We start from the raw sequence: 16,134 nt of genomic DNA on the forward strand, positions 1-16,134 counted from the left end.
CTTAGCTTAAGTTGGGCGTTAAGCCATGACTTAGGCTGATCTCTTGGCTTAAGTTAGGCTTTAAGCCATGACTTGGACGATTTCTTGGCTTAATTAGGTCGTTAAGCTACGACTTAGGTAATCTCTTGGCTTAAGTTAGGCGTTAAGCTACGACTTAGGTAATCTCTTGGCTTAATTTGGACGTTAAGACAAGACTTAGATAATCTCTTGGCTTAAGTAGGACATTAAGCCCAACTTGAGCTATCTCTTGGCTTAAGTTAGGCGTTAAGCTATGACTTGGCTGATCTCTTGGCTTAATTTGGACTTTAAGCCATGACTTGGACGATTTCTTGGCTTAAGTTGGACGTTAAGACAAGACTCGACTCATCACCATGCTTCTCCAATAGATTTAGACAAGAGATATTCATTACAACCACCACCCCCAAACCCCACACAACAAAAAAGACTGGCATCGCATCTCCTAAAGATGTGTTGCCAGTCTTCCTATTATTTATCATTGTATGAAGGTTCTAAGGTAAATGTATTAATTTAGAATTACCAAAGTTTTCCTTCTCCTAATCCTTTGGCTCCTGGTGCTGGATCTGTGAACATCTGTCCGATAGGGACAGTATAAGCAATTAAGATAAGCAATACTGTCACGATGATTAAGAATCTCCAGTTCTCAACAAATCTAATGACTGGTTGTTGTTCATCTAATGCTTCTGATACTGGATATTCTTCTTCGCCTTTAGGAGATAAGAAGGCTAAATGTATAAACACCATTACAACTAATATTATAGATATAAATAAAATTGTTCCCCCGACTGCTTGTAATACTTGATATGGTATCCATTCAGCAGCTTGTTTAGCACCGCCATATTCTGAATATGTTGATCTTCTTGGTGCGCCTTTTACTAATCCAACATAGTGCATAGCACCACTCATAATTGTCATACCGATTGCCCAAGTATAACCTTGCATAAGCGCTAATTTATTCGTGAATTTAGTTAGTTTTCTACCTGTACAATGAGGTATTAACCAGTACATGATTCCGAAGAATGTCATGATGACCGCGGAAGCGATTGTTAAATGGAAGTGTCCAGTTACCCAAATTGTATTGTGAATTAATCCATTCATTTGTGCAGATGCGTTAACTAATCCACCTGCGCCACCTGGAATAAAGGCTAACATACCTAAGAATGGTAATACGAATCTTGCGTCATTCCATGGTAAAGATTTAAACCATGTAAACAATCCTTTATATCCATTAGAACGGCCGTAATTTTCAAATGTTGCAAACAAACTAAATGCTGTCATCATTGATGGAATAACAACCATAAATGTTAATACAACTTGTAAGTATTTCCATGTATCATCAATACCTGGTTCAACTAATTGGTGGTGTATCCCAACTGGAATACTGAAGAATAAGAATAGCATAAATGACATTCTTGCTAAATTGTCTGAGAATGCTTTTGCACCGATAATCTTTGGCACAATTGCATACCAACACATGTAAGCTGGTAACAACCAAAAATAAACAAGTGCATGACCAAAATACCAAAACAATGTTCTACTTAATGTTACGTCTACTCTTTCAACTAAACCTAATGACCAAGGAATTAATTGAAGGAGTACTGTCGCAGCAACACCTAATGAACATACAATCCACATTACCCCGTTGATTGCTACCATGTAGCTCAGTAGGGGAGATTTCTTACCTGGATTTTTCTTCTTAAACTCTACATATTTCAAAATTTGTCCAACTGTAGAAATCCAGCTACCTACAACAACAAGCGCCATACCAATATAGAAAATAGCATGTGCTTTTAATGGTGCATAAAAAGTATATAAAACAGTGGCTTTGTTTAATAGAACCATTGTTGCTGCCATGAGCGTACCAAGAATCATTACCCAAAATCCAACCCAACCGAACTTTCTTTGAACAGACGTTAAATGTCCAGATGTCTTAGCTACTGCAGAAAATTGAAATCCTAAGATAAAGAAAGTTGTCAGTACCAATGCTAATACGATACCGTGCACCGTTAAGATTTGATAATAAGAAATTTGTTTAGGTAATTGTAATAAACCTGATCTTACAAATGTTTGTAATAATCCTGCTAGTCCACCAAGGATTAAACAACCAATGGCTACATACATATGCGCCATCACTAGTCTGCTATCATTCTTATTTAATCGCGTTATCATTTTTTATCCACAACCTTTATCATCGACTTCATATCTGCATGTCCGATACCACAATATTCATTACAGATGACTAAATATTCGCGTTTCTCATTGAATGTCTTGTAATATTCACTAATATGTCCAGGTTCTAACATCATGTTGACGTTCGTTCCTGGTAAACTAAATCCATGCAAAGTATCTTTACTTGTCGCAATGATTTTTACTTTCGAACCTTTAGGAATTTCGACTTTACCTGGCTGATAATTGAAAGCTGAAGCAAGAATAACTAATTCATAGTCGTAATCTTTGCCGCTAACTTTGTGTAAACCTGGTTTATTGAAAGGTTCGATTTGATCGACTTTATCAGGATTGACATAGTCTCTACCAGAAGCGGCTGGCGTGTGTCCATTATGCAAACCTGTAATCATCAAAATTGTTAAGAAAATGACTAATGAGCTTATGCCGACTTTTAGCCATAACTTTTCGTATTTATGCACAGATTTCACCCCTTAAATTCTTACTAAAAATAAAATAAAACAAATTACCCATAATACTGCAAAGATGCCTCCTAATGTAAAAACTGAATACAGTGTGCCTCTTAAATCCAGATCATCATGAGAGTGGTCATCAGTCTTCTTGTTTAGGTCATTATTTTGCACTGTCATTTTATTCATCCTTTCTTATATTCTCTTCATTATTTATAATAGAATAGAGATTAAAAAATTAATGTGATGTAAATCACACTATTTAAATTATTTGTGTAAAAATAAAGGGGAATTAAAATGGATCGTAATCAAGCATCATTAGATTTACTTTACAAATTAAAAAAAGAAATTGAAAAGTCATCTAACCAACAATTAATTAAACAAATCAATGAAATGATTAAAAAAATATATAACGAACAATATACAGTGAGTTTTGTCGGACATTTTTCAGCAGGGAAATCTACATTAATTAACAATGTTATCGGACAAAATATATTACCAAGTTCTCCTGTTCCGACAACTAGTAACACAGCTCAACTGATTTCTTCAGACAAAAACAGCATTTCCGTTAATTTAAACAACAATCAATATACAGTCGTAGATAATCAAGAAGATGTTAAAAGGCTTAATACAGAAGATAGAGAAGTGGAATCTATTGAAATTGAATTTACATCAGATAAATTTAATAAAGGATTTACTTTCCAAGATACACCTGGTGTCGATTCTATGAGTGATAACCATAGAGAAAGTGCTTTTCAATATTTGCTGACATCTAATTATGTATTTTATACAGTCGACTATAACCATGTGCAGTCGGATATGAATTTTAATTTTATTAAATCATTAAATAAATTGGATATTCCGGTAATATTAGTTGTGAACCAAGTCGATAAACATGATGAAGATGAAATCTCGTTTGATACTTATAAAAATCGTGTCAACAAAGCCGTTACAGATTGGAAACTGAATTTAGAGAAGATATTTTATGTTTCTAAATATGATACACCGAATAATGAGAAGCAGTTATTTAATCAGTATATCCATCAGCTTGATCAACAACGTACGGAACACCAAGTATTTATAGACCGTGTGACGAATTACATTAAACAAGAACAGCTGAAATATATTAATCAACATATGGAAACGATTCTTTCTGATATTGATTCTACTGAAGAAACGTTCGATGACGATTATCAAGCATACAAAGAGAAATTCAACGTCCAAAGTGAACAATCATTAATTCAAGATAAAGATCAGTTCACTTCAAATTTAAAAGAAAAGCGCAAAGAAATTTTAGATAACGCTTATTTGATGCCATACGAAATGCGAGAAACAATTCGTCATTATTTAGAAACAACTGCTAAAGACTATAAAGTTAAAGGATTATTTAATAAAGATAAGAAGAAAGCGATGATTCAAGATGAAACGCTTGAACAAGTGAAAGAAGCTTTAGACATCAAAATTCACGATGAAATTACGAAAGTATGGATTAAATCATTAGAGAACTTAAACAAATACATTCAAGATGCGGACTTATTCGAGAAAATCATCAACCAACAATATACGATTAGTAAAGAAGAATTAAGCGGTCATGTACAAGAACAAACGTCCATTACAAATGATTACGTGTTAATTTATTCTAAAGGCATTACAGAAATGATTAATCGAAAAATACGCAATGAAACAAATCAATTAATCGAAGAAATCGTTAATGTGAGTGAAGTGCATAACGAATCGAATGAAGAAACGAATCAATTAAATGAATATGAAACATATGTTGAATTTAAGAATTTAAAAACATCACTCATTACGAATAATTATCAACATTATTATATTCACCTTGATGAATCTATTGATAAGTTAATTGATAGACATTTTATTCATATAAATGACCTTGACCTAGAAGATAAGAAAGAAACGAAACAACAATTCAAAGAAGTTCAAACGGAACATCAAGAAAATAATCTGCAACAACTTAAAGATCAAATCAATCATTTAAAGAAACTGCCGTTATTTGAAGGTGAAGTTCATAATATCGAAAGCCAAGTCGAAAGAATAGAACACAATTTGACAAAGATTGCTGTATTCGGAACATTTAGTGCGGGTAAGAGTAGTTTAATTAATGCCATCTTACAAAAGCCCGTGCTGCTAAGTTCACCAAATCCAACGACAGCAAGTATTACTGAAATTAGTTACGGTACTGAACAAGAAGTGACATTTAAGACTTATGAGCAATTATTAGAAGAGATTAACCATATAACAGAGTTCGCCAATAAACAGTACTCTACAATTGAATCGTTTATAGAAGATAAAGAGATTAAACAACATCCTTCATTATCGAGTAATCATCTAGCATTCTTTGAAGCAATCGAGACAAACTTTAACCATTACAAAGATATCTTAAAAGAAGGCAAATCTGTCACATTCGATATAGAAGAACTAGAGAAGTTAACAGCTGATGATACGCATGCTGCCTTTGTACACAAAATTAATTTAAGACTTGAAGAAGCATGGTTAAAAGACAAGATTATTATCGATTCACCGGGACTGAATTCTAATAACCAAAGACATACGAGAGAGACTGAACAAATTATTGCATCAAGTGACTTAATTATTTATGTGAGTTATTATAATCATGCCTTTACTGATAAAGACGGTGAGTTCTTAACTTACATGCGTGATATGAATAATTTACAACAATCACAAGGTTTGAAATTTGTCATTAACGCCATTGATTTAGCAGAATCTGAAGAAGATAAACAAGCTGTTATATCTTATGTAGAATCATCATTAGATGCATTGAACATTAAACCTGAGTGTTATCCAGTTTCAAGTAAACAAGCATTGAAATCACATAATGATCAGTTTAAACGACTTATGGAAGCGTTAGATCACTTTGTTAAAGTTGAAAGTAAGCAAGTGCTCAAGTCACAAGTAGAGTCTAGAATTAAACAACTGACAAATGAATTAGAACAAATGGTGCATACGTATAGACAAGATAAAGCACAGCTTGAAAAGAGAAAATCAACTTTACTCAGTTATAAAGATAAACAGAACTTCACAAATCAAATTGTGATTAAATCACATCATCAACTGGAAAAAGAAATTCATGATCAACTGTATTACTTGAAAGACAGATTGAATATACAATTAAATGATATTGTCAAAAAACATTTCAATACATCAACTGTAACGGATCAATTTAAACAATCGCTGCAAATGAGTACGAAATATTATGTAGATGATTTAAATCAGAAATTAAGTTTAGAAAGCTCGCTTATCGTAGAAAGATTAAAGAATTTTTATGCAAGAACATTTGATGATTTATTAACACCAACAATTGTTGAATTAAATGATGCTTCTATTTTAATCTCTAAGTTTAAGCATGACTTTGAAAATGAAATCAATCCGGAACCGATTAGCATTCAAATTCAAGATATTGCGAAACAAACGATCAGTTCGGTGAGCAAGAAAGATTTAATTAAGACATCTAAAGTAAAAGAAACACAAAATGAGATTTTAAATGATACAATGAAGCTTATCGACCATCCAATCGTGACATTTAATGAAGCGTTAACTAAGAATTTGGAACATTATGATACAATAGGTGAGTCGTACATCGAACAGTATAATCAAGAGACGATTCATCTCATTGAAGATTACTTATCTGTGAATATTGATAACGATGTAATAGAACAAATCGAAAACGTCTTGAAAGAGATATAAAGGAGCACAATATGAGTAACAAAATATTATTAATAGATGGTATGGCTTTATTATTTAGACATTTTTATGCAACAAGCATCCATAAACAATTTATGAGAGATTCTAAAGGTATTCCTACAAATGCTGTACAAGGATTTATTAGACATTCATATACAGTAATCAATGACATTAAACCGACACATGTTGCTGTTTGTTGGGATATGGGATCTAAGACTTTCAGAAATGATATGTTTGAAGCATATAAATCAAATAGAGTCGCACCACCTGAAGAAATGATTCCACAATTTGACCGTGCGAAAGAAATTGCTGAAAAATTAGGTATGCTGAATTTAGGTATAACAAATTATGAAGCGGATGATGTTATAGGAACAATTAGTAAACGCGCTCAAGAAAAAGGACATGAAACATATGTCGTGAGTGGAGACCGTGACTTATTACAATGTATAAATACAGATGTTGATATATGGCTGACGAAAAAAGGTTTCAATATTTACAATAAATATGATATTCATAAATTTAGAGAAGAATATGGACTAGAACCACATCAATTGGTCGATGTTAAAGCATTTATGGGTGACACAGCTGATGGTTATCCAGGTGTTAAAGGTATCGGTGAGAAAACAGCGATTAAACTGATTCAACAATATCAATCTGTTGAAAATGTACTTGAGAACATTAATGAATTAACAGTAGGTCAACAAAAGAAAATCATCACATATCGAGATGACTTAGCAATGTCGAAACAACTTGCGCAAATTCATACAGATGTGCCATTAGAAACAGAAGATTTACTTAATCAAATGACATATCATCATGAAATCGAACAATCTATCGAAATTTGTAATGAACATGAATTATTTGTATCAAGTAAATATTTAACTACGAACTTCTTATAAATAAACGTAAAAAGCATATCACGCGCCGTCGTGATATGCTTTTTATTTATGCTTTAATTGTTTTCTTAAGGCAGTTTGTGCCAATTGATTGGCTTCTTTATTTTGAGATCGTGGAATCCACTTCACAAATATTAAATCAAATTGACGTTCTAATTCTTTAAATAGTTCGAAGTATGGTTTGAACGTTGCATTCTTTACATAATCTTTATCAATACTATCTGCAATTAATTTCGAATCTGTATAAATCAACGCATTACCAACTTCTAATTCAATCGCATGTTGAATAGAGAAGATTAACGCTTCCCATTCAGCACGATGATTATCCATTTCACCTAAATAAGATGTGAAATGATGTCTCGCATCATCCTTAATAATGACGCATGCACAACAACTTTCTCCAGGATTGCCTTTAGAAGCGGCGTCAAAATAAATTTGCGGCATTTCAATCAACTCTTTCAAATTATTTACCTACTCATCTAATTTACACGAACGATAAACAGACTTCAATAAATGGTCATAATACTTTTCATTCAGACTTAATAATTCTTCATCAAACTTGTACAAAATATTGTAAATTGTAAAAATTGTATATTAATTTTATAGAGTTCTTTATAAATAGTATTTGAAATCGACATTAAAAGTGATATACTAATTCAGAACGAAATATAATTTTGTTCATATCTTATGTGTGAATAATCTTAACGAAAGGAGAGTTAGTTTCGCACGACCATTCACATATTAATAGTGTGCACTTCACTCATATATCTGAGATTCATTTAAAGAATATATATTGAACACATTACTAATGAGATAAAGACAAAATAGTAACGGGGAACTCAGCCATGAGTAAAGTTGCCTTTAAGGAAATTTATAGTAAAGGGGCTTGCTAATGGATAAGCAACGGAAATTACAGAAGTTTAGTATCCGTAAGTACACAGTAGGAACGTGTTCGATACTAATCGGTACGCTTATATTCTTAGGCTTACCAACGCACGATGCATTCGCATCTGAAAATGTAATTCAAAAACATGCACAAGAAGAAAAAGCAGAAGGCAAATCAACAGATCCAGTTGAAGAAGCGTCTGCAAATGAAGAAATATCATCAAATGTAGAAGAAAAACAAGAAATCGGTACTTCTGAAACAACAGCAGAACAACCACAAGAAGAAGCAACTACAGTTGATGAAACAACACAAGATGCAACAACTAATGAAGCATCAACAGAAGAAGCAACTCAAGTTGATACAGTAGCACCAGAAACTGCTAAAGTTGAAACTGCTGAAAAAGCAGAACAACCACAAGCAGAAACAACAGAAGTAGCTGAAGAATCAACTAGCACAGAAGAAACAACAGAAACTGCAGAAGCAGAAAATCATCAATCTATTGATAAGTCTAAAAGTAATGTAACTAAAACTGTCGATGAGAAAGATAAAGAAGATAAAAATATTAGTGATGAAAATGGTACTGAAGATATAGAAACTGATATAGCTACTAATAATGATGAATTAGCTTTACCATCTCACCAAATACCTGTCAATGATGTAAATAAACTTACAGATTATGAAAAATCACGTGTTAGAAAAGCTGTAATAAGAACGAATAAATTTTTAACTGACAATATGATTACAGTCGATGAGAACGGCTCTGTAACTGTTTACAACAATGGCAAAGTATATACACTACCACCTTATATTACAGTATATCAAGCTGAATCTTTAGAAAGCAGAACAGGGTTCAGAATTGGAGAAACTGGAAGCTTTAATAAAGGTTTCGGGAAAGGTATGAATGATAGTACGGTTCCTAGAGCAGTATTAATCGAAAATATTACATCAAGAGAACGTGGCGAATCGGTCGACTTCACTTATACAATTCATTATAACCAAGCACATTCTAGTGATGCTCGTGGCCGTTTTTATGTATTTGCGCCTTCTGGTGTAAGACTGTCTGCAGGTAACGTTGAAAAATTATCTGGACGTGGTAGAGAATTACATTGGACAAAAGATGTTGACGTTCAGAATCATCTAGATGGCATTCTTTATCATGCAATGACATCTAATGAAAGAGATTACTATAAACGTTTAACAAATTTAACTGACAATGATAACTACTTGCTTCTAAATCAAAATACTAATCCGAGTGGGGATTCGTATAGAGCAACAATAACTGCTACTGTTAGTAAGGAATGGTTAAGAAGAAATGGTGGAAAATTCTATGTGGCTGTAGGTAATGCTTCTAAACATCTAGGTCCAGCGTATAATACAAACAGAGTTAGGTTTATTCAGAACCAATATGGACCTTCAGCTGAATCAAGTCCATCATCAAATGATAATGCTACAAACACTGTAGATAACCCAGTAAATTTAAGAAAAGCATTTAATATTACTTGGAAACGTCCAAATTTAAGTAATCGACCAGAAGATCCAGGATTTGAATTATCACCTGATGGCAATACACTTATATATAAATATGCTATTGGACATAATCCAGGTCATAATATTAATACAGACGAATTATTAGCATTATTAAATGCTAATGTGAAATCTACTGGTAGAAATTTAGATGGAACAGAAAAGAAAAAAGCTGAAAGAAATCAAAATGGCTTTCATTTAGGCGGTAGTAACGAAGGAGATAAAGAAGGTAGATACTTCCTTAATAGGAAACCTGTAGCTATTTTAGATATCATACAACCTGTTAGTGGCAATAATGGTAAATATTTATTAGGTGGACGTATTATTAATATCGAAGGGTCTGCAGAAGGACAAGATGGTGTTGTAAATAAAGATAAATACAATCGTGTCGTTTCAGGATTTGAAATTGCAGAAGAACACAACAACGGAGCAGGTAGTGCTTCATTTTCTGATCCACGTATTATCAGAGGTAGTGAAGGATCTAATGATATTGCCAAAGATAATTCAAACGGTGTTGCAGGCAACAATAATAATGAGGGCAGAGATAGAGCCATAAATAAATTCCAAATTTATGCAACATACAAACAATTACCATATTTCACTAACTTAAATACCGATACAGAAACGAGACTTATGAACCTTTTCGTTGTGCCTGTTGATGTAACGAAACCAACTGTATTAACAAACGAAACACGTTCAGCAATAAGTATTCCGAATGAGTTTAGAACTAAACAGGATATTGAGCGATTCATTGATGAAAATACGAATAAAATCGTTGGTAAAGATAATTTTTCAACTCGTAGTCATTTAGTTAAAGAATTCAAAATCTATGATCAAAATGATAATGAAATAAATATTGCAGATGAAAACATTGCTAGAAATACTAATTATAAATTAAAAGCTTATGTTTCAGATGAAGCTGGGAACACAAGTGAACCACTTGAACTTGGTAACTTTATTTATAGAGGTATTCCTAATAAACCAGTTATAAACACGGAATTAACAGATAAAGCTAATAAACCTGGTACTCAAGATGAAATCAATGTAACGAGTGAAGCGGGTAGTACGGTATCTCTTTATGATAAAGACAATCATCTGATAGGTTCTGGTACTGCTGATGAGAATGGCATTGCTATAATAAGACCTACTAATCCAATACCTGAAGGTGACGTTATAGCTAAGGCAACATTTGTGTCAAATAATCCACAAGATCAAGATTTTTCAGAAGCATCTGATCCTAAAAAGGCAACTGATACAACGCCTCCTGCTAAACCAGTTATTACTACTGATTTAACAGGTAAAGCTGGTACTACGCCTATCGTTGATGTTACTGCTGAACCGGGTTCTAAAGTTGAATTATTTGATAAAGATGGACATAAACTTGGTGAGAGAGAAGCCGGAAGAGATGGTATCGCACATATCACGCCAACTAAACCTTTACCTGAAGGTAATGTTACAGCTAAAGCGACTGATAAAGCGGAACATCCTAACACATCTCAACCTTCAGATGCTAAAAAGGCAACTGATACAACACCTCCTGCTAAACCAGTTATTACTACTGATTTAACAGGTAAAGCCGGTACTACGCCTACCATTGATGTTACTGCTGAACCGGGTTCTAAAGTTGAATTATTTGATAAAGATGGACATAAACTTGGTGAGAGAGAAGCCGGAAGAGATGGTATCGCACATATCACGCCAAATAAACCTTTACCTGAAGGTAATGTTACAGCTAAAGCCACTGATAAAGCGGAACATCCTAACACATCTCAACCTTCAGATGCTAAAAAGGCAACTGATACAACACCTCCTGCTAAACCAGTTATTACTACTGATTTAACAGGTAAAGCCGGTACTACGCCTATCGTTGATGTTACTGCTGAACCGGGTTCTAAAGTTGAATTATTTGATAAAGATGGACAGAAACTTGGTGAGAAGGACGCTGGAACAGATGGTATCGCACATATACCATTAACTACACCTTTACCTGAAGGTAATATTACAGCTAAAGCGACTGATAAAGCGGAACATCCTAATACATCAGTACCTTCATTACCAGTTAGTGCTACATTTAAAAATTCTATAACGAATAATCCAAACTATGGTGATACACCTATTAATGTGAAACCTGGTTTAAAATTTACTGTTCCTCAAACAGGAGATAAAGATTTACCTCCAGGTACAACATTTGAAGTCCAAAAAAATGGACTTCCGATTGGTTGGACTGTTAATTTTGATGAAACTGGTAATGCTACTGTAACTCCACCGGTTAATGAAACACTTGGTAAAACTGTTTCCATTCCAGTTACAGTTAACTATCCGGATGGTTCTGTGGATGATACATCTATTCCTGTAAAAGTTATTCCGAACCAAGCTCAGGAGCATACACCAAACTATAATAAATCAAATTATATGAAACCTGGCCAAAAAATTGATATCCCTCAAACAGGAGATAAAGATTTACCTCCAGGTACAACATTTGAAATTACTAAAAATATTTTGATCCCAGAAGGATATACTGTGGCAGTTGACCCAAATAGCGGTACTGTAACAATTACAGCTCCGTCTCGTGATACATTTGGTTCTGAAATAAACATGCCTATAACGGTGAAATATCCAGATGGTTCTTCCGAAGAAATACATGCTATAGCTTCTGTCCTTCCAAAGGATACTTCTGGTTCTGACTCTGGTACTGATAGTAATTCCGATTCAGGCGCTAACTCTAATACTGGTTCTGATTCTAACTCAGACAGCAGTTCTAATAGCCAATCTGATAAAGATTCTGGTTCAGACACTAACAGTGGTTCTAACTCAGACAGCAGCTCTGATAGTCAATCTGATCAAGATTCTGGTTCAGACACTAACAGTGGTTCTGATTCTGCTACTGACAGTTCTTCTGATTTAGATTCGAACTCTGACTCAAATAGCGATTCTGGTTCTGACTCAAACAGCAGTTCTGATAGCCAAACTGATAGTGGTTCCGATTCAAACGCTAACAGTGGTTCTGACTCTGATACTGATAGTACTTCTGATTTAGACTCAAACTCTGATTCAAGTAGTGATTCTGGTTCTAACTCAGACAGTAGCTCTGGTAGTCAATCTGATAAAGATTCTGATTCAAACACTAACAGTGGTTCTGATTCGAACTCTGACTCAAACAGCAGTTCTGATAGCCAATCTGATAAAAATTCTAATTCAGACACTAACAGTGGTTCTGATTCTGCTACTGACAGTAATTCTGATTTAGACTCGAACTCTGATTCAAGTAGTGATTCTGCTTCTAACTCAGACAGTGGCTCTGATAGCCAATCTGATAAAGATTCTGATTCAGACACTAACAGTGGTTCTGATTCTGCTACTGATAGTACTTCTGATTTAGACTCGAACTCTGATTCAAGTAGTGATTCTAGTTCTAACTCAGACAGTAGCTCTGATAGTCAATCTGATCAAGATTCTGATTCAGACACTAACAGTGGTTCTGATTCTGCTACTGATAGTAATTCTGATTTAGACTCAAACTCTGATTCAAGTAGTGATTCTGCTTCTAACTCTGATAGCGGCTCTGATAGCCAACCTGATAGTAGTTCTGATTCGAACACTAATAGTGGTTCTAACTCAGCTACTGACAGTAATTCTGATTCAGGCGCTAACTCTAATACTGGTTCTGATTCGAACTCTGACTCAAATAGCGATTCTGGTTCTAACTCTGATACTGATAGTAATTCTGATTTAGACTCAAACTCTGACTCAAATAGCGATTCTGGTTCTGACTCAAACAGCAGTTCTGATAGCCAATCTGATAAAGATTCTGATTCGAACGCTAACAGCGGTTCTAACTCTGATACTAATAGTAATTCTGATTTAGACTCGAACTCTGATTCAAATAGCGATTCTGGTTCTAACTCTGATAGTAGCTCTGGTAGTCAATCTGATAAAGATTCTGATTCAGACACTAACAGTGGTTCTAACTCTGGTACCGATAGTACTTCTGATTTAGACTCAAACTCTGATTCAAGTAGTGATTCTAGTTCTAACTCTGACAGTAGCTCTGATAGTCAATCTGATAAAGATTCTGATTCAGACACTAACAGTGGTTCTGATTCTTCTACTGACAGTAATTCTGATTTAGACTCGAACTCTGATTCAAATAGCGATTCTGGTTCTAACTCAGATAGTAGCTCTGGTAGTCAATCTGATAAAGATTCTGATTCAGACGCTAACAGCGGTTCTGACTCTGATACTGATAGTAATTCTGATTCAGGCGCTAACTCTAATACTGGTTCTGATTCGAACTCTGATTCAAATAGCGATTCTGGTTCTAACTCTGACAGCAGCTCTGATAGTCAATCTGATAAAGATTCTGATTTAGACACTAACAGTGGTTCTGACTCTGGTACTAATAGTACTTCTGATTTAGACTCGAACACTGATTCAAGTAGTGATTCTAGTTCTAACTCAGACAGCAGCTCTGATAGTCAATCTGATAAAGATTCTGATTCGAACACTAACAGTGGTTCTAACTCTGATACTGACAGTAATTCTGATTTAGACTCGAACTCTGATTCAAGTAGTGATTCAAGCGCTAACTCTAATACTGGTTCTGATTCGAACTCTGACTCAAATAGCGATTCTGGTTCAGACACTAACAGCGGTTCTGACTCGAACTCTGATACTGGCTCTGGTAGTCAAACTAATCAAGGTTCTAATTCAGACGTTAGCAGTGGTTCTGATTCTGCTACTGATAGTAATTCTGGTTTAGATTCTAGCAGTGGCTCTGACTCGAACAACGGTTCTGATTCTAACAGCGGTTCTAACTCTGATACTAATAGTAATTCTGATTTAGACTCGAACTCTGATTCAAGTAGTGATTCTGGTTCTAACTCAGACAGCAGCTCTGATAGTCAATCTGATAAAGATTCTGATTTAGACACTAACAGTGGTTCTGACTCTGGTACTGACAGTACTTCAAACTCTAACTCAGTTTCTGAGAGTGAAAGTAATTCAACTTCTAACTCAGACAGCAGTTCTGATAGTCAATCTGATAAAGATTCTGATTCAGACACTAACAGTGGTTCTGATTCTGCTACTGATAGTAATTCTGGTTTAGATTCTAGCAGTGGTTCTGACTCGAACAACGGTTCTGATTCTAACAGCGGTTCTGACTCGAACAACGGTTCTGATTCTACTACTGACAGTAATTCTGATTTAGACTCGAACTCTGATTCAAATAGCGATTCTGGTTCTGACTCAAACAGCAGTTCTGATAGCCAATCTGATAGTGGTTCCGATTCAAACGCTAACAGCGGTTCTGACTCTACTACTGACAGTAATTCTGATTCAGGCGCTAACTCTAATACTGGTTCTGATTCGAACTCTGATTCAAGTAGTGATTCTGGTTCTAACTCAGACAGCAGCTCTGATAGCCAATCTGATAGTAGTTCTGATTCGAACACTAGCAGTGGTTCTAACTCTGATACTGATAGTAATTCTGATTCAGGCGCTAACTCTAATACTGGTTCTGATTCGAACTCTGACTCAAATAGCAGTTCTGATAGCCAATCTGATAGTGGTTCCGATTCAAACGCTAACAGCGGTTCTGACTCTACTACTGACAGTAATTCTGATTTAAACTCGAACTCTGATTCAAATAGCGGTTCTGGTTCTAACTCAGACAGTGGCTCTGATAGCCAATCTGATAAAGATTCTGATTCAGACACTAACAGTGGTTCTGACTCTACTACTGACAGTAATTCTGATTTAAACTCGAACTCTGATTCAAATAGCGGTTCTGATTCGAACTCAGACAGTGGCTCTGATAGACAATCTGATAGTAGTTCTGATTCAGACTCTAACAGTGATTCTAACTCTGATACTGATAGTAATTCTGATTCGAACTCTGACTCAAATAGCGATTCTGATTCTAATTCAGACAACAACTCAACTTCAGATAGTAACACTGATAGCAGCTCTGACTCTAACAGTGCTTCAAATTCTAGTTCTGATTCTGATTCAGACAAAGATACTGATGGAGATGGAATTCCTGATAAAGATGATAACGACATCGATGGTGACGGCGTTAATAATAAAGACGAAGAAGCTAACGGTACTGATCCAACGAACGCTGATACTGACGGTAATGGTGTAAACGATGGTGACGAAGATACTGATGGTGATGGTATTCCAAACAAAGTTGAATCTGATCCTACTTCTGATAAAGTAACGGATAAAGATGGCGACGGTAAACCTGATATCTCTACTCCGAAGGATACAGACGGAGATGGCATCCCTGATAATCAAGATAATGATATCGATGGCGACGGCGTTAATAATAAAGACGAAGAAGCTAACGGTACTGATCCAACAAACGCTGATACTGACGGTAATGGTGTAAACGATGGTGACGAAGATACTGATGGTGATGGTATTCCAAACAAAGTTGAATCTGATCCTACTT

The 16,134-nt window shown here is 34.9% G+C and carries 6 protein-coding genes; 3 read left to right on the forward strand and 3 right to left on the reverse strand.

Annotated elements, in window-relative coordinates:
- Positions 1 to 534: 534 nt before the first annotated feature.
- Positions 535 to 2,187, reverse strand: coding sequence for a b(o/a)3-type cytochrome-c oxidase subunit 1 (locus LQ675_RS08000; RefSeq protein WP_075577964.1), 1,653 nt, complete (start codon positions 2,185 to 2,187; stop codon positions 535 to 537).
- Entirely contained in the window at positions 2,184 to 2,663 is a 480-nt protein-coding gene (locus tag LQ675_RS08005) for a cupredoxin domain-containing protein (RefSeq protein ID WP_048539800.1), read from the reverse strand. The genes LQ675_RS08000 and LQ675_RS08005 overlap by 4 nt, the downstream gene beginning before the upstream one ends.
- 285 nt (positions 2,664 to 2,948) lie before the next feature.
- On the opposite strand from LQ675_RS08005, the gene LQ675_RS08010 reads away from it, so the two are divergent.
- Positions 2,949 to 6,377 carry a dynamin family protein gene (locus LQ675_RS08010; protein WP_239727428.1) on the forward strand — a complete coding sequence of 1,143 codons (3,429 nt, stop codon included), beginning with the start codon at positions 2,949 to 2,951 and terminating at the stop codon, positions 6,375 to 6,377.
- An 11-nt stretch (positions 6,378 to 6,388) separates the two neighbouring features.
- On the forward strand, positions 6,389 to 7,273 hold the full coding sequence (locus LQ675_RS08015; RefSeq protein ID WP_048539802.1) for a 5'-3' exonuclease: 885 nt from the start codon (positions 6,389 to 6,391) through the stop codon (positions 7,271 to 7,273).
- Positions 7,274 to 7,315: 42 nt separating this feature from the next.
- On the opposite strand, the gene LQ675_RS08020 is transcribed toward LQ675_RS08015, so the two are convergent.
- Positions 7,316 to 7,714 (reverse strand): ribonuclease HI family protein, encoded by a 399-nt coding sequence (locus LQ675_RS08020; RefSeq protein ID WP_048539803.1) that lies wholly within the window; start codon positions 7,712 to 7,714, stop codon positions 7,316 to 7,318.
- Between the two features lie 448 nt (positions 7,715 to 8,162).
- On the opposite strand from LQ675_RS08020, the gene LQ675_RS08025 reads away from it, so the two are divergent.
- Positions 8,163 to 16,134, forward strand: a 7,972-nt coding sequence (locus tag LQ675_RS08025) for a YPDG domain-containing protein (protein WP_239753248.1), incomplete at its 3' end; no start/stop codon positions are given.

This window comes from Mammaliicoccus sp. D-M19 (assembly GCF_022386695.1).
Taxonomy (GTDB): Bacteria; Bacillota; Bacilli; order Staphylococcales; family Staphylococcaceae; genus Mammaliicoccus; species Mammaliicoccus sciuri.

Bases quoted from the DNA above. Each gene is read 5' to 3' on its own strand.
- LQ675_RS08010 (WP_239727428.1), top strand. From the start codon at position 2,949: ATGGATCGTAATCAAGCATCATTAGATTTACTTTACAAATTAAAAAAA.
- LQ675_RS08000 (WP_075577964.1), bottom strand. From the start codon at position 2,187: ATGATAACGCGATTAAATAAGAATGATAGCAGACTAGTGATGGCGCAT.
- LQ675_RS08015 (WP_048539802.1), top strand. From the start codon at position 6,389: ATGAGTAACAAAATATTATTAATAGATGGTATGGCTTTATTATTTAGA.
- LQ675_RS08020 (WP_048539803.1), bottom strand. From the start codon at position 7,714: ATGCCGCAAATTTATTTTGACGCCGCTTCTAAAGGCAATCCTGGAGAA.